Raw genomic sequence first — 23,674 nt, 5'->3', positions numbered from 1 at the left:
TTCAGCTGTTTCTTTGTTCCGGCAGTGTCTTCTTTGAACGAAGTGTCCCTAAAATACTTGATAAAACAACCACAGCTAAGAAACCTAAAATACCAACGGTCAATGTTGTTTGTCCATATTCTCCTAATTTGCCTAAAATAAAGCCAGGAATCAAATAGTCTGTATCTGCAAAAGTCGAGGAAGCAAGCTGCAAATCCCCAAGAACTGGTAAAATCAGCAACGGTAGCCAGCTAATCAATAAGCCATTGAACGCCGAGCCCAAAACGGCACCCTTTCGTCCACCAGTCGAGTTGCCAAAAACACCAGCAGCTGCGCCGCAAAAGAAGTGTCCAACAACTCCAGGAATAATCACAGTAGTTTGCAGACCAATCATCGCAAACATAGACAACGTTCCTGTAAGAAAACTAACGAAAAAGCCGATCAATACAGCGTTGGGTGCATAAGGGAATATGATTGGCACATCCAAGGCTGGTTTGGAATCAGGAACAAGTTTCTTCGCAATCCCTTGAAAAGCAGGTACGATTTCTGCTAAAAGCATCCGTACACCTTGAAGCACAATCACAAATCCTGCAGTAAATGTTCCCGCTTGGATCAATGCAAAAATCACAGCATTATCTCCATTACTCAATTCTTGTGCTACATAACTTGGACCTGCTAGCAAAGTCAACGAAACATATACGATCGACATCAACAGCATGATCGAGATTGTTGAATCTCGTAAAAAGCTGAAACTTTTTGGTATTTTGATGTCTTCTGTCGATTTTTCTTTGTTTCCAAAAAACTTGCCGATCCAGCCACTAGCAGCATAACCAATATTCCCAGTATGCCCCATAGATACTTGATTGTTTCCAGTGATATTTTTCATAAAAGGCTGACAGAGGGCTGGTGTGATCGTCAGCAACGTTCCTTCGAAAATTCCACCAAGAAGAATCATTCCTAATGATGAACGAAATCCTGCACTAACTAAAATAACTGCTGTCAGACAAGAAACATACAGCATTGCCTGACCTGTCAAAAAGATGAATTTATAGCGAGTAAATCGAGCAAGAAGAATATTGACGATCATCCCTACAAACATAATCAATGCAGTGGGTGTACCAAATTCTTGCAAAGCAATTGCCACTACTGCTTCGTTACTGGGCACTACTCCTTGCGTATGCAGCGCTGTCTGAAACATCGCCGCAAATGGTGTGAGAGAATTACTGATTAAACCTGCTCCGCCAATCAATACTAAAAAGCCAACAAATGTTTTAAATGTACCTTGAATGATTTCAGAAAATTTCTTTTTTTGAAGTACCAAACCAACCAATGCAATCAGAGAAACAAGAATTGCAGGTTGGCTTACGATCGAAACAAACAGATTTAATAATGCGTCCATAAAAAGACCTCCCCTTCGTCAAGTTTGTTCTCAATGCGTTTCCAACAACAATTTGCCAATTTTCTCTTTTATCTCATCCATATCAATGATTGATTGAAGTAATACCAGCTTCTCTTCCGGTATCGCAGTCAAAGTATCCTTAAGCGTGTGTTCAATAAAGAAATAATCGGCCATATCGCCTGAAACACTGCCGACATCTGCATGACCAATCTCAAATTGTGATAAATCTTCACCTGCATCTTCTAACGCTTGTTTGATATTCATCTCCACCATGAAACTTGTCCCTAAGCCACTTTGACAAACTGCTAAAATTTTCATTTTATTCGTCTCCTTTTTGAATGATTGCTAAGATTTCTTTTTTCGTTGTTGCTTGAAGCAAATCCTTCAAGTTTTCTTTATTTGATAATAATTTCGTTAAGTTGGCTAATGCACGCAAATGCGCATCATTATCTATCGCAGCAAGACAAATAAATAATTTGATTGGATGTTTCGGGTCATCAATGAGATTTACTGATTCGTCTACCTTTAGTAAAGACATCCCTACTTGATTGACTCCTTCTTCTGGGCGTGCATGAGGTAATGCTGTGTATTCTCCAATGTGGATGAAAGCTCCATATTTTTTCACTCGATCAATCATGGCTTGTACGTATTCTTCCGTGATTTTGTTTGTTTTTTTCAACGGATCTGCCGCTAATCGGATCGCACTTTCCCAATCTTCTTGCCGCTCTGTCAATTGGATCATTTCTTCAGTTAAAAGTTCAGATAACATAGGTCGTCCAGCCTCGCTTTTTTCTAGTAGTCTATCCATTTTACGATTCAATACTGCATATAGTTTTTCTTCTGTCACGCCTTCTTTCAAAGTGATATACGGACTCAGCACCTGCAAAATCTCTTGGGGTGTTGGCAAAGTAAATCCTGGTACTAACCATTCTTTTTGGACTTGGCGGATCAGTTGATTTTTTTCTTTTTCGCTCATCAGCGGTCTCAGCAGATAAACAGATTTCCCTGTAAATTTTTCTTTTAGAGTAACCGTAGAAAAAATGATATCGTAGGATTCTTTTTCGATTTCTTGTAATTGATTAATGGAATTTGTGCCAGCAAAACATATGCCAGGAAACAGCTCTTGAAGTTCTCTTTTTACTATCAATGAAGAACTGACCCCATTCGGACAGACAATCACTGCTCTGATCTCTTTTTGAACTGGATCATTTTGTTTTTTTCGCATCTCTCCGCCAAAAAGGATCGTGACAAAACCAAGTTCGTCTTCAGAAAGAGTTTGTTCAGTCAGTTTTTCAAAAGGCAATAATGCTTTACGAGTCAGCTCGAAAAGTGAAAAATACTGTTGTTTGATTTGTTCAATCATGACATTTGGCATCTGAAATCCATAAGAAGCTCTAAAATAAGTCGGAACTAAATGATAAAACAGGTTCGTCAATAGTTCCCTGAAAGAATCAAATTCAATCGCCATTGATGCTTCCACTCGATAGATAACCTCCGCAGAACAGCCTAATAGAAAATCTAAATTTCTGTCTTTAGGATCCCCTTGAACTGTTGCTGCCAGACATAATGAAAAAAAACTCAGCTCTTTTTTTGAAATAGGTTCGGTGAGCCAATTCTCCAAAATAAATCGGCTTGCTTTCGCAACACTCAATTTCGATAATAATTTTTCATCTTTTAAACATTCAAGTTCTTTTTTATTGATCCGTTCTTTTGAAAAAGCAAGAAAATAAGCAAGTTCTTCCATTCTGCTTGGCGCAAGATTTAAATTCATCTTCTTTTCTGCTTCACTGATGATATCTCTAATCTGTGCATAGTAATCAATGGATACAGAAGCTAACCAAAATGCTAAGCCAAATTTTCCAGTCTCTGATTCTAACAGCTGAACGATTGCATTTTTCGCTTTTCTGCGAATCGAAAATTCTTTTCCTTTAAGAGTGAATCCTGTCTTTCTTGTGTAAAGAAGTTCGATACCTTCTTTTTTCAAATGACTGCGGATTTTCTTGATTTCTGCCAAAACAGTCCCTTTTGATAACTTCAAGAAATCTTGAAAATGAAAAATCGATAGTTTTTCTGTATTCGCATATACCAGTAAATAAATCAGCTGTTTTCTTTCCATCTCTGTATATACGATGTCATATCTAGAAAGATTCAGAAATTTTTCTGTCCAGAACACTGGTGTTATAGATTTTACAAAAAAAGTGTTCTCTGATTTTTGTGTGGTAAATTCTTTTAGTTCAATTTCAGCTTGCTCTATTGAACAGTTGAGTTTTTGTACCGCTTGATCAAGTGTTAGTTCTTTTCCGGAATATAGTTTCAGGAGATAACTTATTTTGTGGTCCACAGCGCTGTCCACCTCCTAGTTCAACTTTATTAGGAAAACGCTTTTAAAACAAGCGGTATTCGGTACAATTTTCAAATAGCCGGCCAACTTGATTGAACCGAACCAACAAAAAAGCCTGCTGGTAGGCAGGCTTGGGGTGATTAATTGGAATTAAACAGCGTGACTCTAAAACAGACGAGCACGAACACATGTCTATGATTTTTGGATTCATTCTAAACAGCATAGCTCTAAAACAGTTACGTTCTGGGGCGCATCAGGGTGTAGGTTTTGGACCCATTCTAAACAGCATACCTCTAAAACGAACTAACGAAACTTGACACAGATTTCATCGTTTTGGACCCATTCTAAACAGTATAGCTCTAAAACTCGAAATACGAACAGCGGTGTGAATGTTTTAGTTTTGGATCCATTCTAAACAGCATAGCTCTAAAACCCTGTTCCTGCGCCCATTTACTGAATACTTGTTTTGGACCCATTCTAAACAGCATAGCTCTAAAACCTCGCACAAAAAATATCAGCACAAGATTTCGTAATCGCGCTACTCCCTCATAGCAAAGTTTTGTCTAGAACGAATCAATTATTCACAGTTTACTTTTAACAACTATACCATGTTTTCTAGATTTAGAAAATAATCCTCATCTAAAATAAATTGCGGAAAATTATACACTTTTCTGGGTTCAATAAACAATACAGTAACGCCATTTAAAGAAATATACTCGGATAATTCTTTTAATTCTGGTTGCGTAAGGTATGAACATATATTACAAAACACAAGCAACTTCTTCTTTCCCAAATATTTATAGACTTGGATGATTTCTAATGTTTTTTCGAAGATCGTATCACTTTTTGTTTCGATTTTTACCCCAGACATTTTAAACAACTCTGTCAAAGTAATTTCTTTTTGTTCCAAGTCAAGTTCATGTTCCAATAATTCTACTTCAATCAGCTCACTGATTGCTGCAATTGATTTTTCTATTTCTGTCTTAACTTCAGGTTTTTCATTTATCTGCCCACTCAAATCTGCGTAAATCAATTTTATTACGGACGCAGAATTCAAGTCATAATCCAATATATCAGTAATCAAAAGCAGCTCTGAAGATTTGATTTCATTTTGTTTTTGATCAAATAACTTTAACTCATCTTTCTCTGGATAGGAATAAAACAACTTTATCAAATGAGCAAACATTGTTATATCTTCAACAACAAGAAATGTGGAAGAAGAGAATCGTATCGAACCATCTAGCAATGGAAAATTAAGATTCAGCATAATCGTCTCCTAAAAAAACAATTCTTGAATCTGTATTTCCAATGCTGAAATCCTGTTCTCCATTTAAATAAATCATTCTTGAAAACTGTTTTTCTGTCACTTTCAATAACGTGATCATACCTTTTTTAGGATTATTTTGCTTCAAACGAGCAACCATTGCATTGCTTGCCGTCCCATTTAATAAAAGCTTGCTGTAGACAGAAAACTGATGCATGATGAACCCTTCATTCAATAAAAATTTCCGGAATTTCCGGTAAGATTTCCTATCATCAGCCGTTTCTGTCGGCATATCAAACATCAATAACATTCTCATATAGCGATAACTCATATCCTGAATTCCGGGATCCTTTCTTCTTCATGGTTCAATACTTTTATCACTTTCTTCGTGTAATCCGTAACGATATTCGTCAAGAACATAGACTTGTTGTTATATAAATAATTATTTGAAAATAAACTAAACAACGCCCGTTTTATCACAGGAAACGAATTGGACTTGTTTTCATAGACGATTTGATCGATCAATATTCGGAATGGCTCCATCAAATCACTGGCTAAATTAAAATCATTAAATTGATTAGCATGTTTGAGCCCAAATTGTGTCATGCAACCATTCTTTACAATTTCTCGAGCAAATAAACTCATCAATAATGTATATCCATAATCCAAACCAGCATTGATTGGATTTTCTTGTTCACGAGAAAATGTTTGGCCAAACAGTGTGTTGAAATAAATTCTCGCCGCATGTCCTTCACGATTTGAGGGATCAAAAGTTTCGAGTCCTTCATTTAGTTTTAAAACAGCTAACGCTTTGTCATGATACTTTTGCGTGATTAAATATTGACTCTGATTAGTTATTTTTTGAGTAATAATCTCTGTTCAAACTAAAGCTTTTCTTTCATCTATCCATTTGATTTGTTTCGTTAATTGCAAGCTGCTATCATGACGACCATAGAAAGGCAGAAGCTTTGCAATCGGCTGTCTCTTATCATCGCAGAATAGCACCAGAACATTTTGATCTATCAACTTTTTTATAAGCATCGTCGTGATCGTTATATCTGTTGTTTCCAATAAAAGTACATCGATTTCCGATAAATGGATAATCTCATTTTGTGTAGCTGATTTATAAATCAAGTGATTATTTTTATAAGCTAGTTTTGAATGTGTGTTGATTACGATTGTTCGCCAACTCATTCAACAAACCTGTTTCTAGTCTCATATAAACCAGTAATTGATTGCTGGATGATCACACCTTCCAGTAGTTCTTTCACTCCTTTATATCGGCTGCGTGGTATAGTTACTCCAAAAAAATTGAAATCTGATGGCGCGCCCATCATGTTCAGCTGCATTAATGCTATGAAAGAACGAGCAGTATCTTTTATATCTGCTTGCTTATTCTTCTCGTAAGTTTCCAGAATCAATTTCAAGTTTTTCGGTACTAATGTATAGTTTTCGGCAAATACTCGAACATGATCCAATAATTCAGAAAAACTTTCTCGATTTTTTTCGATATATTCAAGACTTTCAGCACTCTTCTCATAGTTTTTTGCGTGATATAACAGACCTGCTAAAGAACGCGGCAAACACAGTTGATTTCCTTTTTGAGCCTCACTCGCGCTGGCAAGCATTCTTCTGCGTCCATTTTCTAATTCATAAAGAGTATATTTAGGTAATTTTAGCAACACTTCTGGTTGGATAAATCCTTTTTGTTCAAGAAACTTGATACTATTTTTTTCAAATGCCTCTTGTTCCATTACCGTTATTCCTACAATTGCTTTATTTATCTTTTCCTTTTTCTTGTGCATAATGGCTACTGAATAGGCAACGATTGGACTATCAAATCCTCCATATTTTACAGGATCCCAGCCATTTTTCCGAGAAATCAATTTCGCGGACGGTCCTTTTGGCTTGATTGTTTCATTTGAGAATGCACCCGTTTGGATCTCCGTTTTTTTCACAATATTCATTTGACGATATTCTAGAACCTTTTTGATTCTGGCAATGCTTTTTTCTTTGTCCCAAACGACTTCCCCGTTTTCATCAGAGATTTTCTTTTCCTCTGCGAAAAATTTCATGATATTACTATAAAAATATTTTTTTTCGGTAGCTTTTTCGTCTGAACGAAAATCCACTTTTTTATATTCACCATAAACAAATTCTGGTCTCAGCTTTGGATATACTTTTAATAATTTATTCGCGATCACACCGTTCAAATATGCGTCATGTGCATGATGGTAGTCATTTATTTCACGAACTTTATATAGTTTGAAATTTTTTCTAAACTGACTAGTCAATAGTGATTTCAACGTAATAATTTGTGTTTTTCGTTTTTTTTCTGTATTAAACCGCTGGTGCAAGATTCCTGCTACATGCTTAGTAAACAGATTGTTGTTCTAGGATTGAGGATAGTTCTTCTAGATGTATTTGATGCGGGATTACTCCGTTATCTATGGTGCGCTGTTTTCTTAAAAAACTCTCTTCTTCTATTTTTTCCAGAAAGTATTCGGCTCCTCGCGCACTACTTATCTCTTTCTTGATATATTTATAAAAATCTTCTTGCTTCGTTTTTCCATCAATGAATCCTGCGTAGCCATTTGCAGCTTCGTTTTTAAAAATCTCTGCGTATTTTTCTGGCAAGTTTTCTTTGATAAATAATTTGAATTTTTTTAAATCTGTTTTATGTTGGTCGTAACGTTCAATCATACTTGCAGAAAGTTTAGCATTAGTCGAAGAATCTTTGGTGGTCAATATTCCTGACAATTCCACCGCATCATACGTATTTTTAGCAGCGACGAACACATCGCTAAATTCATCACCGATCTTACCTAGTAACTCTTCTAGATTTGTATCGTACTCTTCTTTTGTCATCTGAAGATTCATATCTTCCTCTAATCCAAATGCTTTTTTGAACTTCCCTTGATTCCCTACGATCATTTTTACAAACTGGGCAAACGTACTATTGCTTTTTTCACTTGGAAAAAGAGACAAAATCCTCTCTGATTTTTTGGTTCGCGAGAAAGATCCATTCAAAATAACAGCTGCTTCTGCTGCATGTTTGTTATCTAACCATTCATTTTCTTCTAGAAATTGCTGATTATAGTTTTTGATAAATATTTTGAATGTCTCTTCAATCGAAGTATTTTGTGTATTCAACGTTCCTTCAATCAAAAAATGACCGCGAAATTTTAATATATGTGCCATTGCAAGATACACTAAACGAAGATCCGCTTTTTTCTTGGTGTCTGCTAAATATTTTCTCAAATGATAGATTGTTGGAAATTTTTCATGATACTCAGTTTCCTCTGTAATCGTCCCAAAAATTGGATACTTTTCTGTTTTTTTGTCTTCAATCGTCAAAAAACTTTCGTCTAATCTTTGAAAAAAATTTGTATCGATTTTTTGTATATCGTCACTAAATATTTCTTGCAGTATTAAAATTCTATTTCGGCGACGGGCAATCCGTCTTCTGTTAGTTCTCTTCAACCTGCGTTCTTGGGCTGTTTTTCCACTATCAAAAAGTCGAACGCCCCAAAAATTTTTTTTGATTGATTTTTTCTCTGTGTTTCCCAGGACAGTCATTTTTTTCTTGATCAAGTCATCGTTATCCTTTAACACAGCCCATCCGACAGAAGCGACCCCGATATCTAATGCAATTGTGTATTCTTGCTTCATGTTTCCTCCTTTTTCATTTACCAGATAAAATAACCAAACATAAACAGCAATATTAAAAAATATTTTTATTATGCTTGCATCTTTCAAAAAATTTGCTATAGTTAAATTATTGGAACTATTCAAAACAGCATAGCGAGTTAAAATAAGGCTTAGTCCGTTATCACCTATTTGGGGCACTGTTTCGGTGCTTTTTTTATTACGCAAAAAGCAAACGCTTTCTAAAACAACTTATTATAAATTTACCATGAAAAATTCAGTTGCTGTACTATTTTAAAACTTTTTCATTTCTTTATCTCGTATTTTTTATAATAACAACTTTATATATTAAGAAAACCAACAAACCCTCTCTTCAAAAATGAAGTGAGCATTTATCCTCCGTTAAAGATTTGTATCTATCAGCAAAAATGATATACTAAAAATAGAAAAGAGGCTATGCTCTCAACATAGCCCTCTTGCAGAAACGTTAAAAAGACGGTGACTACGATATAAATAGTATTTTAACCATCTAAACGCCGGTCAAAGTGTTAGATGGTTACTTTTTTGTCAATAATCAGTAAAACCAACATCGCAAAAGCGATCATCAGCTGAATTGCTTCAAAAGTTGACACGTGCCTGCTCCTTGAATGTACCATAAACACCTTTTAAAATAACATATAACAAAAAACCAACAAACCCACTTTTCAAAAGTGCTCGCTTGCTGGTTTTTTATTTAGTCTTCACAACGCAATATCACGGGTGCACCTTGTTCTTGTAATGCAGACACATGCATTTCTCCCCAACTGCATAATGCATCTAGGACACTGCTTAATGTTTCACCGTAATCACTTAAAGAATACACTACTTTTGGCGGAACTTGATGATAGGATGTTCGCAAAACAATGTTATCTGCTTCTAATTCTCGCAGTTGTTGAGTCAACATCTTTTGACTGATATTAGGGATTTTTCGTTTCAAATCGCTTGGGCGCAGCGAACCATGACGAAGATTGCACAAAATTATCGGCTTCCATTTACCGCCAATAACGTCCATTGTTGCTTCTACGCCGATATTATATGTTTTTTCGTTCATTTTTACCTCCAAAAAAGCTTTTATTATACAAAAGTTACTTTTTAGATACTATGATACAAAAAAGTAGGTACTATCCATTTGAACTTTTCTAGTATACAGTATATCTATTGAATTTCAAAGGAGGAAATAAACATGATTCATTCATTGAACGATAAAATCATATTAAATAATCAAACAAGCATTTCCGGTATGGGGTTAGGGGTCTTTCAAATTCCAGATGCTGAAACGGCAGAGGTTGTAAAAGAAGGGATTTTGAAGGGCTATCGTTTGATTGATACTGCACAGATATATGATAATGAAACTGGTACAGGTGTTGGGATCAAAGAAGGGCTCGAAACTGCGGGTCTTTCCCGTGACGAGTTATTTGTAACATCAAAAGTGTGGAACGCTCACTTGTCCTATGACGAAACGATTCGTGCGTTTGAAGAAAGTCTAGAACGCTTAGGCTTGGATTATCTGGATCTTTATTTGATCCACTGGCCTGGAGAAGATGCCTATTTAGAAGCTTGGCGCGCATTGGAAACATTGTATCGTGACGGAAAAATCAAAGCAATTGGCGTCAGCAATTTTCAAGTACACCATCTTGAAAAATTATTAGCAGAAACTGAGATCGTTCCTGTTATCAACCAGATTGAACTTCATCCAAAATTATCACAAAAAGAACTACGTGATTTTTGTGCCAAACATGATATCAAGATCCAAGCGTGGTCTCCTTTGATGCAAGGTCAGTTGTTAAATCATCCAGTTGTATTGGAAATCGCTGAAAAACATAACGTTTCTGCGGCTCAAGTCATCTTGCGCTGGGATGTACAGCAAGAAATCTTATTGGTTGTCAAATCAGTGAAGCCAGAACGGATGCAAAGCAATGCAGATATTTTCAATTTTGTACTTTCTAACGAAGAGATGACAGCTTTGAATAATTTAAATGAAGATTGGCGTGTCGGACCAAATCCTGATACTTTTGATTTTTAATAAATAGAATGGAGTGTGCAGCATGGAATTAGGTTTAAAACATAAAACTGCTCTAGTTACTGGTTCAACAAAAGGTATTGGAAAAGCAATCGCTATTGAATTAGCTAAAGAAGGCGCTGATGTTATCATCAATGGCCGCCAAGCATCTGTTGTTGACCAAGTGACAGCTGAACTTAAAGAACGTTTTCCGGACACAAATCCGCAAAGTGCGCCTTTTGATCTAGCTGATCCGAATGCCCGTGAAGCGTTATTTGCCCAATGTCCTAAAGTAGATATCTTGATCAATAACATGGGTATTTTTGAACCAATGGATTACATGGACATTACAGATGAAGTCTGGGAACGATTTTTCCATGTCAATGTTTTGTCTGGCAATGCTTTAGCAAAATTTTATTTACCTAAGATGCTGGAACAAGATTTTGGCCGTGTCATTTTTATTGCCAGCGAGGAAGCAATCATGCCTTCTGGAGAAATGGCGCAGTATAGTATGACAAAAACGATGAACCTCTCTTTAGCAAAAAGCTTATCTAAATTAACGGCAGGCTCTCAAGTGACTGTCAATACGATTATGCCCGGCTCTACGTTGACAGAAGGCGTACAAGAAATGTTGGAAAATATGTATGCCGATAGTGATATTCCCCAATCTGAATGGGAGCAGGATTTTATGAAAAACCATCGTCCTCTTTCTCAGATCCAACGATTGATCCGCCCAGAAGAAATCGGTCGTTTTGCAGCTTTTGTTTCCAGCCCCTATGCTTCTTCCTTTTCTGGTGCTGCATTGCGATTAGACGGCGGTTTGGTACCGACGATTTATTAAATTGAAAAAATTTTTGCTAAAAATGAGAACGCCGGATTTAAATTCCGGCGTTCTTTTTTTCTGTTTGGTCAGAAAGTGCAGTATTTTCTTCCTTCAAAAGCTTATTGTCATAAAATGTGATAAAGGGAAACCAGATAACAAAAGCGAGGAGCGCACACAAAATTGCTAAAACAGCCGCTTTCCAATCGCCTCCGCTCCCAATCAAAGCAGCGATTCCTACTGGTGACGGCCAAGGCAGTTGGGCGATCATCGGCTGAACAAATCCAAAACGAATAGCAAAATAGGCAAGTGACGCTGAAGCCATAGGAGCCAAAAAAAACGGAAAAGCTAAATAAGGATTGTAAACGATTGGCATACCAAAAATAATTGGTTCATTAATATTAAAAAGTCCAGGAATCAATGCAGCCTTCCCAAGTACCTTCAATTGTTTGGATTTCGCAAAAAAAGCAATAAAGAGAACCAACCCTAATGTGGCACCTGATCCGCCGATAGTGACATAAGAATTATTAAATTCGCCTGCTAAAGGATAGCTTGCGCCCGTTGCATTCTCTGCCATATTTGCTAAGACGACAGGAGCTAAAAAAGAAGTAATGATGTTTGCTCCGTGAATACCAACGATCCAAAGCGCATGGATAAAGAAATAAATCACTATCAGCCCCATCCAAGTATTGGTCAGATAGATGACTAAACTAAATGGCAGATAAAGAATATTGAAAATATCTGTTCCTAAGATGATCAAACTTCCATTAATAAGAGTAATTGCAAAAACAATAACAACTGTCGGAATCAGTGAAGAAAATGACTGTGAAACGCCAGGGGGAACACTAGCTGGCATTTTAATAACTAAGTGATGTTTGACGCAAAAACAATATAACTTTACTGCCAAAATCGCCACAATAATACCTGTAAAAATCCCTGATGTCCCCAATCGTTCAGCAAATGCACCCATTCGTATGCCATTTACCACGGTCTCTGTTTCATTGATTGAAGAAACTAAGCTGATTCGTCCATTTTCGACTATCAATTCTGGCACACACATAAAGAAAGCCAGCACCGATAATAACGCACCAGTTAACGGGTTGACATCGAGGTCTTGTTCTTTCTCTATAGACGTCAGCTCATAGGCAAAGGCTGCCGTGAAGTAAACTGCTAAGATGCCTAAAGTCATAGTATAGATAATTCTATATAAATCGCTTATTTTAAATAAACCCTCTAAAAATGGCAAATGCATTGGCAAGTTATCCAATACTAAAAACATTGAACCGACGATTGTAAATGGCAATGTCGCTACTCCAGCAGCCATGACCGCTCGAATGATTTTATACTGTGCAATTTTCTCTGCTGGTCCAGACAAATAATTTTGCAAGAATCGAAACATCGCTTCTCTCCTTTCTTAACAACTAAAAAACATCGTAAATACAAGAAATTTTTATATGTATTAAGCATATTACGTAAGCGATTACTTAACAAATGAAAAGTTCTGTTATCTTTAGTTAAAGAACAGACAACATTCATTAGATAAAAAAACACACATTATACATCACCTCTGAAAAAAATATGATTTAATACATTTAGCATAAAAGTTGATTCACTAAATGCTGATAAACACAAACATATTTTAAGGAATACTATGTAAAACAGTGAAAAGGAGCAAAAATGAAGAAGTTGGATGTCAGATACATAATCGGAGCATTTATGGTGATGTTTATTTTGAGAGGAATCATTTATTTCGTTTTAGAAGGGCGTCATTCATTTACTCTTTCCAGTATTTTCTATGAATATCCGCTTGGACTTATCGTGATGAATGAGCTGACAATTGGTAAAGGTTGGAAAAAGTTTAGATATTGGATAGTTACTTTTATGAGTTTTTATTTGCCATTAAAAGTAGTTGATTTCTTTGGTACAGAAAAAATAAGCTTAACAATCGGGTCCTATCTTATTGTCTTGGCTATCCTTTTTGCCGCTCAAGCTGCTGCTATTTTTTATCGAAAAAATGATCTAAAAATAACACATACATCTGAATAATTTTTGAAATAAAGCATCGAAAACCCTTATAAAGTATCGCTTTCATTTTATCGCTTATGGTACAATGAAAACGTAGAAAAGTGAAAAGATGGTGGCTAATCTCTTGAAAAAAGGGGTGATGCCTATGGTTCAGCGCTTTATCCCTAGAAGGGGGCGAGCACGTGTCAACTTTTGAAGCAATTCAACTGATGATCGCTTTTGCGACGTTGGTTTTGCTGATTATTGACCGCAAAGACCAAAAAAAGTAACCATCTAATCCACTTTGGCTAGTAATTAGATGGTTACAATATCAAACTAATAAAAGCTGCCGTCTTTTTAACGGTTCTGCATTGGGGCTATGTTGACGCATAGCCTCTTTTCTGTTTCTAGTATAGCATTTTTGCTGATTATTGACCAAAAAACCAAAAAATAATCATCTAACACTTTGACGAGGATAGATGGTTAAACCACTAAAACAAAGCTGCCGTCTTTTTAACGGTTCTGCATCGGGGCTATGTTGACGCATAGCCTCTTTTCTGTTTCTAGTATAGCATTTTGCTAAAAAATAGACAAATCGATCTGTTCTTTCTTTACTTATAGGTCTTCGTATCTTTCTACTTTCATTTTCAGCTGGTATTTCTTTCTTAAATCTGCTATTTTTTTCATCATTTCTGTCTGATGATGAAAATCAATCGCTTCTTGGTTTTTCCAGCGATCGATCAATAAAACAGATTCAGGATCTTCCATTGGAAAAAAATACTCATATCGTTCATTCCCTTCTTCTGCACATATATCAGCAATAATTCCGCTATCTGTCATTTCTTTGGCAAAATCTCTCGCACTGCCATTTTTTCCTGTGTATAAAATAGTAACTGTTATACTCATCCCGATTCCTCCTAAGTTTGTGTGCAAACCCTTTCTTAAAGTATACCATCTCTTTTTCTAACAAAAATATTTTTTGGTATTCTCTGCATAAAAAAACGAGATTGGCTTCGTTTCAGCCGATCTCGTTTTAAGTGATATTTTAAGCGTTTGCTGCTTCTCTTCTTTGTTCTTGAACTGCTGCTACTTTAACAAAAGGCATGTAGATCAGAACGGAAATAACTAAGTTTACTGCAGCTAGCACTCCGCCGGCAATACTGTTTGTAGCCAAGACACCACCGATAATAGGAGGTGTTACCCATGGCGGCATAACTGTTGCAGCTGGAACCAATCCTGTTGATGTTGCGAAATATGCCACACTTACCAAGACCATTGGCGTCAAGATAAATGGAATGAACATGATTGGATTCAGAACGATTGGCAACCCAAACATTGTTGGTTCATTGATGTTGAAGATACCTGGTGCAATCGATAAGTTTGTTACGACCATGTATGGTTTGTTTTTACGTCCAACTAGATAGATAGCTAGCAGCAGACCGATCGTTGCTCCTGTACCACCTAAGTTTACAAAACTGTCAAAGAAAGGTTTGTTTACGATAAATGGTGCTTCTTGTCCTGCTCCCAAAGCGCGAACGTTTGCTTCAATAGCTGGTGCATTGATTGTTTGCATCAAAGGATCGATCATATTGGCACCATGAAGACCAAAGAACCATAAGAATGGTGTAATGAAAGCAAGTAATAATGCTGATGGGTAAGAATTTGCAAGTCCCATAAATGGTTCTTGAACTGCAGTGTAGAATGCGCCCACGATATCGTCTACGCCAAATGCTGCGAAAATCGCTGCAATCAATGCAAAAATAGAAATAGTAATCATAGCAGGCAATAATGCTGCAAAAGCTTTAGCAACTGCTGGCGGTACTCCGTCAGGCATTTTGATGATCAATTTTTCGTTTCCGCTCAAACGTACAAAAATCTCTGTTGAAATAATCCCTACAATAATTGCAATGAATAATCCGTTTGAACTCATTCCTAAAGCTCCGCCTAATGCGAAGAATGAACCTAATGAGATAACGCCGGCAGATACGCCGTCTTTTTGGTAGCCATGTGCTAAATGATAAGCAAGCAAGAAAGCAATCAATACGGAAAGAATGGCAAACGTTCCGTTCCAAGCCGCAGCTCCAAATCCTTTCCATGCTTCACCGCCAAAAATCGAATTCATCAATTCTTGGAATCCAGGAATCGGCAAGTTATTGATCATAACAGCTAAAGCTCCTAGGATCATCAACGGCATACTGACCATAAATGAATCACGAATAGCGATCAGGTGGCGTTGTGCGCCGATTTTTGAAGCAACGGGTATAAAATGTTTTTCCATAAATGCAACAAATTTATCCATCTTTTCTTCCTCTTTTCTTTTTAAAAACTTTTATGCATCCACACGACGATATAAATCAATGATTTCTTTTGCTAAGTCTGTAAAGGCAATCGAAGTCATCAAGTGATCTTGACTGTGGACTGTTAATAATGTTACTTGTATATGGTTTCCTTGTGCTTCTTGTGTCAGCATCTCTGTTTGAGAATGGTGTGCTTGCACTAATGATTCTTCCGCATCAGCGATTTTTTGATCTGCTAATTCGAAATCCCCTTTTTTCGCAGCCGCAATCGCTTCCATTGCATCGCTTTTTGCATTGCCGCCATACATGATCAAACCCATGATTGCTTCTAAGTTTTGTTCTGTTTCCATCATTGTACCCTCCAATTATTTCATCAATTTTTCAGCTTGTTCCAATACTTTGGCACCGTTCATCATACCGTAATCTTGCATATTGATAACATCTAAAGGAATTCCTTTTGGTGCTAATTTTTGTTCAAATTGACCTTTCATGAAACGAACTTGAGGCCCTAAAAGTAAAACATCTACGTTTTTTGCTTCTAAGTTGTTGTCCGCATCTGAAGCAGATACTGCAAAGATATCAGCTTCCACTCCTTTTTCTTCCGCTGCTTTTTGCATTTTTGTTACTAATAAACTTGTACTCATTCCGGCAGAACATACTAACATGATTGTTTTTTTCGCCATATTCTCCACTCCTCTTCATTTGTTTTACACTTAATTATAATGCAAGAAGCGTGCCAAAAGTAAAACGCTTACGAATAGCGCTTTCAAAGCTTTTGCTCATCTTTTAGTGTGCGCACACTAAAAGAATAAAGTACGTAAGTTATATTTAGTGTGCAAAACACTTCACAAACTTGTGCACAAACACCATTTTCTTAGAAACCAAAAAAATTATGCTTAGAACAGCCCAGCTTTCCGTACTCTTTCTTAAGAAGAAGCAAAAATATTTCCTCAAATCCCCAGTTGATTCTCACTTCCATTGAGACAGTTGGAAATGAATGTTAGTATAAATTGAAAGGAGTGATTAAGTGGGAAAAATAATCCAATGGTTTAAAACACACGCAAGCAAGTTCAAGCTTATTTTTTTGCTTTCCGTGATCGTTATCATTGTTTTTGAAATCATGAATCTCGCAAAAAATGTCTCTGTTTCGCAGCTTGCACATATTTTTAAAGAGATTCCGTTACCTAATATTGGGTTAATGGCTGTTATTGGTCTTCTTTCGATACTGCCGATGCTCGGGTATGATTTTATTTTAAACAATATATTGGATCAGAAACCCAAAAAATCATATATTATCGAAACAAGCTGGTTAGTGAATACCTTGAACAATCTTGCTGGTTTTGGCGGATTTATTAGTGCAGGACTTCGATCTGAATTTTATGGGAAAAAGAATTCTGGTAAAGAAGTTGTCCAAGCATTGTCAAAAATATTGATTTTTACCATGTCTGGTTTGTCGATTTATGCGCTGCTTTCTTTCTTTTTGGTCATTTTCAATGATCATAATGAATATTTGCAGCAATATTGGATTTGGCTGATTGGCGGTGGTTTGTACTTTCCAATTGTTTTTTGTCTAAGTATTTTTGGAAAAGGAAATTATTTAGGCGGATTAAAAAGCAAACAGCGCCTTCAACTTGTTGCTGTTTCTTTCTTTGAATGGACAGGGGTGCTGATCAGTTTTATTTCAACTGGTCTTTTGATGGGTCTTCATTTAAGTATTCTTGACGTTCTTCCGCTATTTATCGCAGCAACTGTGATCGGTATCGTTTCGATGATCCCAGGAGAATTAGGAAGTTTTGACTTGATGATGATTATTGGTCTTTCAGTTTTGGGTATCCCAAAAGAAACAGTGATTGTTTGGCTGTTGCTTTTTCGTTTATTCTATTATATTGTGCCATTTTTCATTGGACTCGTTCTCTTCTTCAAGAATCTTGGCAGTACGATCAACAGCCGTTATAACGAGATACCGCTTAGCTTGATGAAAGAACTATCCCATAAATTGGAAGTTTTCTTTCTCTATTTTACAGGTACGATGCTGGTTTTATCTGCAACAATACCAGAAGCATTTATACGGTTGCCTTTCTTGCAGCACTTGAACCCGATTCATTCGAGAGTCATCGTTGTTTTTCCAGCAATCTTGCTGGGATTCTTGTTGATTATTGCTGGTCGCGGGATTAGTGCACGAGTGAAGCGCGCTTACTTGCCGACGATTTCTATCGTTTTCTTGACTTTTTTATATGCTTTTGCTGCTGGTTTTCGCGTTTCAACAGGTTTGTTTTTGGCTTTACTTCTTCTATTTGTTATCTTTTCAAAAGGAGAACTTTACCGCAAACAACTGGTTTATTCAGCAGAATGGATGACGATCGATGGGATTATCATTGGCGGACTTGCTATCTTGTATATCGCCATTGGTGTGTACAATCGTCCGAATATCCATCATCGGCATCGCTTGCCTGATTTCTTTTTGTTCCCTAACGAAAAAATCTGGATGGCTGGGTTTGTTGCTATTCTGATCGTTTCATTTGTGATATTGCTGTTTATCACTTTTTTGAAAAACAAACGAATCAAAATCGGCGAAAAACCAAATGAGGCGCGCTTGAACCACATCTTGCATACCTATGGCGGAAATTGCGACAGTCAACTGGTGTTTTTGATGGACAAAGAAGTTTACTATTATAATGATGGCACAGAAGATACCGTCTTTTTCCAATTGGCAACATTCAACAATAAACTGCTGATCATGGGAAATCCTTCTGGTAAAAGCACTGATTTTGAAGCTGCTACAGAAGCGTTGATCCAAGAAGCAGATCTTTATAATTATTTGCCGGTTTTCTATGAAAATACGGAAGATATGGTCATGATCCTGCATGAATTCGGCTATGATTTCATCAAATTTGGCGAACGCGCTCTGGTTTATCTGCCTGATTTCACTATGAGCGGGAAAAAGAGGAAGGGTCAGCGGGCAAGTTTCAATAAAGTACTCAAAGAAGGCTTCACTTTCGACGTTCTCCAGCCTCCTTTTTCAGCGCAAACGATGGCAGCTTTAAAAGAAGTCTCTGATGAATGGCTAGGCGGACGAAAAGAAAAAGGATTTTCATTAGGATTCTTTTCAGAAGACTACTTGCAACGTGCGCCAATTGCTGTTATTAAAGACAAGGATGATACAATCGTTGCCTTTGCTAACTTTATGCCGACTTATACAGATAATATCGGAACGATCGACTTGATGCGCCACAGCCCTTCTAAAGCACCAAGCGGCACGATGGACTTTTTGTTTATCAATCTCTTCCAATACATGAGAGATGAAGAACAGCTGGAATATTTCGATTTGGGGATGGCTCCGTTGGCAAATGTCGGAACTTCTCGCAAAAGTTTTACACAAGAGCGGATCGCTTATCTTGTCTATAATTTTGGTTCCCGCTTCTATTCTTTTGGCGGATTAAAAGATTACAAAGACAAGTTTTCGAATAAATGGATCGCAGAATATGTTCTTTATTCTCGCGACAGCTGGATTGCTTATATCATGATTGCTTTACTGATCACTGATAATATGCCAGTCAACAAAGAAAAAAATTCTTCCTTTTTCTGGTTGGCTCGAAACAAAAAAACAGAGACTAACGAATAAAAAGCACGCTGCTGCCTAAGATCATAACTTAGGTAGCAGCGTGCTTTTTCTAAAGAGTGTCGAATTTAGCGATATTCGACTTCATCAAGGAACAATCCTTGTGCAGGAGCCGTTTCTCCTGCATTTTCTCTGATTCTTGTTTCAAACACCTTATCGATATCTTCTAATTCCATCGTTCCAGCGCCGATTTCCAAAATAGTCCCCGTGATGATACGCACCATTTTGTATAAAAATCCTTCTCCTATAAAAGTAACATGCAGCATGCTTCCTTCTTGTTCGACAGCTATTTTTTCAATCGTTCGAACGGTGGACTTTTTTGATTTTTTTAGTGCAGAAAACCCTAAGAAATCATGGCTGCCTTCCAATTTTTTGCAAGCTTGTTCCATTTTTTCAATATCAAGTTTTTGCGGAAAGAAAAAACTATGCTGACGTTCAAATGCTGACGGAATTGGATTATTCCAAACATAATAGCTGTACTGTTTTCTCACAGCATTATATCTTGCATGGAATCGTTCAGGCATTTCTTCTACTGCTTTTACGACAATATCTTGCGGCAAATAACGGTTCAGAAAATCAAGGATCTCAGGGAGCGCCATTTGAGTGTTCGTTTTAAAATTGGCGACTTGGCCTCTTGCATGGGTTCCCGCATCTGTGCGTCCAGAACCGATGATTTCTATTTTTTCACCTGTCATTTGAGATAAGATACTTTCTATTTTTCCTTGAATTGTTTTTTCTGATCCATTTAATCTTTGCCAGCCAGCATATCTTTTCCCGTCATATTCAATCGTTAATTTGATATTTCTCATCTTTTTTATGTGCTCCCTTGATTGTTTATTTACTGTTTAATTTATTTCTTACTTTATAACACTATGATTTAGTTTCTTTTTAGAACCCGCTGATTTACTTACTAGTAAACGGACCAACAGTAAAAGATAGCCACTTAAAGAAATAATAAAGGCAATAATTGAAGTAAACGTGTAGTTGGTATAAACTTTAATCGTATTTGTCCCTCTCGTCCCCACAACTGTTACTAATCCCTCTTGATTAATAGAAGAAGTGACTTCTTTACCATTTACCAATGCTTTTGTTCCAATATATGCATAAACAGGTAGTTGAATAGTTTGTTTATTCGCACTTTGAACCTTAAAAGTAATATGGTCTTCTGTCGCTTCATAAAGACTTTCTTTCCAATCATTTCCTACTTTAATCTCTCGATTCCTTATCTGTTCTCTATAAGTTAATGCAGCTACTGGAGAATAATCATACAAGAAATAATCCATCCCTTTTGTCGTGTACTCTTTGATCGACTCCTTATCAACTCTAATATGTCCTGGAAAGTCTTGGATTTTAGCAGAATAATTTCTTTTTGTTGCTATGGATAGAAAGAGCAGAGAAATCACAGCTAATGTTATCCATACTACTTGATTCTTCTTTCTTTTTTCACTTTTTGAATAAAGCATCACTAATATGAGAGAACCAAAAAATGCTTGTAATCCTAAAATTCTCCAAGGAAATTGAATAAGATTGAGAGGAGTTTCTTGAACAAGGATCCATGGAAAAAAAGTAGTTGTTAACAACCACGTAACTACTGTACTGTAATAAACAAATTTCTCACGTTTATTCAATAATTTTATAAAAATCAATGGTAAAATCAAAGACATGATTCCCACGATTCCCATCGTGTAGGTAGTTAAATCATTATTCATTGCGTTAATCAAACTATCTGATAAGGTGAATGCTTTACTTTGAAGATCCGTTTTTCCAGGCCTATTGATTTGCTGATACAACATTTGCTGCAGCATAGGGTACCAAAAATAAATCGATAGAATCCCTGTTCCAACAACAGCTTTGGCCATCTCTTTTATCATTTCTAAAAATGTTTTTCTATCTACTTTCCCTGAAATGATTTTTGTCACAATAAAAACAGCAATAACTGCACTGCACATCAACGTAGACAATACATGTGTGTAAACTAACAGACTCATACTTATCGATAAACCAATATATTTCTTTTCATTTTCAAAAATAATTTTGTAAGCATAATATAATACTACTGGGACAATCGTCATTGCTATTGCTTCTGCTATCGCGGAACGATGATAAATATTGATTGTTCTATAAGCAGAAAATGTATATACACAACTGAGCAGAAACGCTGCCCCAGTATGTTTTAAAAACTTTTTACCATAATAAAAAATGATCAGAATAGTACATACATTCAATAACCAAACATAAAGAACATAACTTAAAATCAGATTATTTGTTATCCAATAAAAAAATACTGACGGAAAAAATGTGAGAAATGGATAAAAATAATTGACACCGTACCCAGTAAAATTGAATGTAGAATAATCTATAGGTCCAGAAAAAATAGAAGACAAACTTTTTATCCTAGATAGATGAAAAGATAAATCGCCTGTCGAGTATATCGTTTGGGCATTTCTGAAATAGACAATTGAATAAAGGCTGCCTAATAAAATAAGTATTATAGGCAAAATTAACTTTTTCTGCACTTTCATTGCTTTTAACTGCTCCTCTTATAGTTTTTATTGCTTTAAAATAAGTTCATTTTATTCTTCCGATATTCTAGCCAAATTCTACTTATCATAAAAATGAATGATACTAAACTGATAAATAAAGCAATCAACATTGTTAGTGGATATCGGGAAGAAACTTCAATTGTATTTACTCCTTCTGTTCCTTCAACGGTAACTAGACCCGCGTGACTTTCTGCTCTTCTTTTTTCTCCATTTACTTTTACAACAGTTCCCCAGTATTCATACACGGGTAATGTGATTTTTTGTCCATCTGCATCTTGTACCTTATAAACGATACTTGAATCAAAAACTTCATGAGAAGACGCCTCCCATTTATTGCCAACTCTTACCTCATGCTTTTCCAAATGCTCTTTATAGTTCAATGCCTCTATTGGTGCATAATCATATAACCCGCCTGTTCCTGAAGTTGTATAATAATCTAGTTTTTCTTCTGTTACTACGATATGACCATGTATAGACTCAATTTTTTGTAAGTAATTTTCTTTGGCTGCCACCGCCATAACAACTAATAATAGCACCGAACCAAGGATGATCCATGAACTTTTTTTCTTATCAGCAACACTTTTCATGAACGTGATTGTCAGTATCAATGAACCGAAAAGCACTTGAAAACCTAATACTCGCCAAGGAAACTGTATTAGTTGAACCGGTGTGTTTTGTACTATTACCCAAGGAAAAAGAGTAGTCGATAAAAACCAAGAAATGACCGCACTGATATAAATAATTTTTTCTTTCCCGGTAAATTTTTTGAAAATAATAAGCGGTAAGATTAAAGAAGCCATACCAATGATCCCCATGGTATAAGTAGTCATATCATTGTTCAATGCACCTTTAAAGCTGTCAAAAATACTCAATGCTTGCGACTGCAGTTCTGTCTTAAAAGGTTTATTTACTTCCTGGTAGAGTGCCTGACGAATCATCGGATACCAAAAATATGCTGATAAAATTATTGTCATACCAACAGCTTGAGCCATACTGGAAAGCAGTCGAGTAATATTCCTTTTTGTTATTTTTTTCATGAGTAAACAACCAACTATCAGCAAACCAATAATAACGCTGCTCATCAAAGTTGAAAGAACATGGGTGTAAACGAGCAAACTCATGCTGATTGCTAAAGGAACCGCACTCTTTTTCCCTTCAAAAATAATTTCATAAGCATAGTATAAAACCGCCGGAATAATTGTGAGTGCAATTGCTTCTGCAATAGCAGAACGATGATAAATGTCAATAGTTCTGTAACCATAAAATGTATATAAACAGCTGAACAAAAAAGCTGCGTCTATCCGTTTCAAAAACTTTTGTCCATAGTGAAAAATCACCAAAATCGTACAGATATTTAATACCCATACATACAAAACATAGCTTAATACCAAATTGTTTGTGATCCAATAGAAAATAACTGCCGGAAAAATCGTTAAATAAGGATAAAAATAATTGACTCCGCTTCCGTAATTATTAAATATCGTAAAATTGACAGGACCAGAAAAAACAGAAGCCAATCCTTTAATTCTTGATAGATGGAAAGAAAGATCCCCTGTCGTGTAGATTATATGAGCATTTCTAAAAAAGATAACTGAGTAAAGACTAGCAATAACTGCTAAAAGAGACAACAAAATTATTTTTTTTTGCACTTTCATTATTACTTGTGTTCTCCTTTCATAAACCATTTCATTTAAGTATAACTGATTTATTAAATAATTTTGT

Annotated in this window: 22 protein-coding genes and 1 pseudogene; 5 read left to right on the top strand and 18 right to left on the bottom strand. The window is 36.2% G+C overall.

Annotation, left to right across the window (positions count from 1 at the left end; genetic code table 11):
- Position 1 precedes the first annotated feature (1 nt).
- From IGI64_RS01720 to IGI64_RS01675, 10 genes and pseudogenes are all read right to left on the bottom strand, one after another.
- Positions 2-1,378: a PTS ascorbate transporter subunit IIC gene (locus IGI64_RS01720; protein WP_429939273.1), complete on the bottom strand. Its 1,377-nt coding sequence runs from the start codon at positions 1,376-1,378 to the stop codon at positions 2-4.
- 30 nt (positions 1,379-1,408) lie between these two features.
- The gene (locus tag IGI64_RS01715; RefSeq protein WP_016625139.1) at positions 1,409-1,696 is read right to left on the bottom strand and encodes a PTS sugar transporter subunit IIB; all 288 of its coding nucleotides are present in this window, start codon (positions 1,694-1,696) and stop codon (positions 1,409-1,411) included.
- A 1-nt stretch (position 1,697) separates the two neighbouring features.
- Entirely contained in the window at positions 1,698-3,719 is a 2,022-nt protein-coding gene (locus IGI64_RS01710) for a BglG family transcription antiterminator (RefSeq protein WP_429939272.1), read from the bottom strand.
- A 601-nt stretch (positions 3,720-4,320) separates the two neighbouring features.
- Positions 4,321-4,983 carry a type II-A CRISPR-associated protein Csn2 gene (csn2, locus tag IGI64_RS01705; protein WP_429940740.1) on the bottom strand — a complete coding sequence of 221 codons (663 nt, stop codon included), beginning with the start codon at positions 4,981-4,983 and terminating at the stop codon, positions 4,321-4,323.
- Complete coding sequence (gene cas2, locus IGI64_RS01700) at positions 4,973-5,314, bottom strand: CRISPR-associated endonuclease Cas2 (protein WP_429939271.1); 342 nt, start codon at positions 5,312-5,314, stop codon at positions 4,973-4,975. The genes csn2 and cas2 overlap by 11 nt, the downstream gene beginning before the upstream one ends.
- Positions 5,311-6,177: pseudogene (cas1, locus tag IGI64_RS01695) on the bottom strand (type II CRISPR-associated endonuclease Cas1). The gene cas2 and the pseudogene cas1 overlap by 4 nt, the downstream one beginning before the upstream one ends.
- Positions 6,174-7,340: a type II CRISPR RNA-guided endonuclease Cas9 gene (gene cas9, locus IGI64_RS01690; RefSeq protein WP_429939269.1), complete on the bottom strand. Its 1,167-nt coding sequence runs from the start codon at positions 7,338-7,340 to the stop codon at positions 6,174-6,176. Before cas9 (IGI64_RS01690) ends, cas1 begins: the two are co-directional and overlap by 4 nt.
- A gap of 16 nt (positions 7,341-7,356) precedes the next feature.
- Positions 7,357-8,655: a type II CRISPR RNA-guided endonuclease Cas9 gene (gene cas9, locus IGI64_RS01685; RefSeq protein WP_429939267.1), complete on the bottom strand. Its 1,299-nt coding sequence runs from the start codon at positions 8,653-8,655 to the stop codon at positions 7,357-7,359.
- A 524-nt stretch (positions 8,656-9,179) separates the two neighbouring features.
- Positions 9,180-9,287 carry a putative holin-like toxin gene (locus IGI64_RS01680; protein WP_429939266.1) on the bottom strand — a complete coding sequence of 36 codons (108 nt, stop codon included), beginning with the start codon at positions 9,285-9,287 and terminating at the stop codon, positions 9,180-9,182.
- Between the two features lie 77 nt (positions 9,288-9,364).
- Positions 9,365-9,721 (bottom strand): winged helix-turn-helix transcriptional regulator, encoded by a 357-nt coding sequence (locus IGI64_RS01675; RefSeq protein ID WP_429939264.1) that lies wholly within the window; start codon positions 9,719-9,721, stop codon positions 9,365-9,367.
- A 132-nt stretch (positions 9,722-9,853) separates the two neighbouring features.
- Here IGI64_RS01675 and IGI64_RS01670 point away from each other — a divergent pair, with 132 nt between their 5' ends.
- The gene (locus IGI64_RS01670) at positions 9,854-10,693 is read left to right on the top strand and encodes an aldo/keto reductase (RefSeq protein WP_429939263.1); all 840 of its coding nucleotides are present in this window, start codon (positions 9,854-9,856) and stop codon (positions 10,691-10,693) included.
- Positions 10,694-10,715: 22 nt separating this feature from the next.
- Positions 10,716-11,510 (top strand): SDR family NAD(P)-dependent oxidoreductase, encoded by a 795-nt coding sequence (locus IGI64_RS01665; RefSeq protein WP_429939262.1) that lies wholly within the window; start codon positions 10,716-10,718, stop codon positions 11,508-11,510.
- Between the two features lie 37 nt (positions 11,511-11,547).
- Here the strand turns inward: IGI64_RS01665 and celB are convergent, their stop codons facing one another.
- Complete coding sequence (gene celB, locus IGI64_RS01660) at positions 11,548-12,888, bottom strand: PTS cellobiose transporter subunit IIC (protein WP_429939261.1); 1,341 nt, start codon at positions 12,886-12,888, stop codon at positions 11,548-11,550.
- 278 nt (positions 12,889-13,166) lie between these two features.
- On the opposite strand from celB, the gene IGI64_RS01655 reads away from it, so the two are divergent.
- Together IGI64_RS01655 and IGI64_RS01650 are read left to right on the top strand one after the other, a co-directional pair.
- Entirely contained in the window at positions 13,167-13,535 is a 369-nt protein-coding gene (locus IGI64_RS01655) for a hypothetical protein (RefSeq protein ID WP_429939260.1), read from the top strand.
- Positions 13,536-13,696: 161 nt separating this feature from the next.
- Positions 13,697-13,783, top strand: a complete 87-nt coding sequence (locus tag IGI64_RS01650) for a putative holin-like toxin (protein ID WP_429940739.1) — start codon at positions 13,697-13,699, stop codon at positions 13,781-13,783.
- Positions 13,784-14,108: 325 nt separating this feature from the next.
- Here the strand turns inward: IGI64_RS01650 and IGI64_RS01645 are convergent, their stop codons facing one another.
- From IGI64_RS01645 to IGI64_RS01630, 4 genes are all read right to left on the bottom strand, one after another.
- The gene (locus tag IGI64_RS01645; protein ID WP_429939258.1) at positions 14,109-14,399 is read right to left on the bottom strand and encodes a putative quinol monooxygenase; all 291 of its coding nucleotides are present in this window, start codon (positions 14,397-14,399) and stop codon (positions 14,109-14,111) included.
- 139 nt (positions 14,400-14,538) lie between these two features.
- Positions 14,539-15,792, bottom strand: coding sequence for a PTS sugar transporter subunit IIC (locus IGI64_RS01640; RefSeq protein ID WP_429939257.1), 1,254 nt, complete (start codon positions 15,790-15,792; stop codon positions 14,539-14,541).
- Between the two features lie 30 nt (positions 15,793-15,822).
- Complete coding sequence (locus IGI64_RS01635) at positions 15,823-16,140, bottom strand: PTS lactose/cellobiose transporter subunit IIA (RefSeq protein ID WP_034861628.1); 318 nt, start codon at positions 16,138-16,140, stop codon at positions 15,823-15,825.
- Positions 16,141-16,155: 15 nt separating this feature from the next.
- Positions 16,156-16,473 carry a PTS sugar transporter subunit IIB gene (locus IGI64_RS01630; protein ID WP_016623601.1) on the bottom strand — a complete coding sequence of 106 codons (318 nt, stop codon included), beginning with the start codon at positions 16,471-16,473 and terminating at the stop codon, positions 16,156-16,158.
- 344 nt (positions 16,474-16,817) lie between these two features.
- On the opposite strand from IGI64_RS01630, the gene mprF reads away from it, so the two are divergent.
- Positions 16,818-19,412, top strand: a complete 2,595-nt coding sequence (gene mprF, locus IGI64_RS01625; protein WP_429939256.1) for a bifunctional lysylphosphatidylglycerol flippase/synthetase MprF — start codon at positions 16,818-16,820, stop codon at positions 19,410-19,412.
- 65 nt (positions 19,413-19,477) lie between these two features.
- On the opposite strand, the gene truA is transcribed toward mprF, so the two are convergent.
- The 3 genes from truA to IGI64_RS01610 are packed head-to-tail and all read right to left on the bottom strand — an operon-like array spanning position 19,478 to position 23,607.
- A complete protein-coding gene (gene truA / locus IGI64_RS01620) occupies positions 19,478-20,218 on the bottom strand; it encodes a tRNA pseudouridine(38-40) synthase TruA (protein ID WP_429939255.1) in 741 nt (246 codons plus the stop codon).
- A gap of 48 nt (positions 20,219-20,266) precedes the next feature.
- Positions 20,267-21,931, bottom strand: a complete 1,665-nt coding sequence (locus tag IGI64_RS01615) for a hypothetical protein (protein ID WP_429939254.1) — start codon at positions 21,929-21,931, stop codon at positions 20,267-20,269.
- A 35-nt stretch (positions 21,932-21,966) separates the two neighbouring features.
- Entirely contained in the window at positions 21,967-23,607 is a 1,641-nt protein-coding gene (locus tag IGI64_RS01610; protein ID WP_429939253.1) for a hypothetical protein, read from the bottom strand.
- Between the last annotated feature and the right edge of the window lie 67 nt (positions 23,608-23,674).

This window comes from Enterococcus sp. DIV0210g, from assembly GCF_050559705.1.
GTDB lineage: Bacteria > Bacillota > Bacilli > Lactobacillales > Enterococcaceae > Enterococcus_B > Enterococcus_B faecalis_A.
The sequence above is the reverse complement of the archived record's forward strand: the minus strand, read 5'-3'. Positions and strand labels throughout refer to the sequence as shown.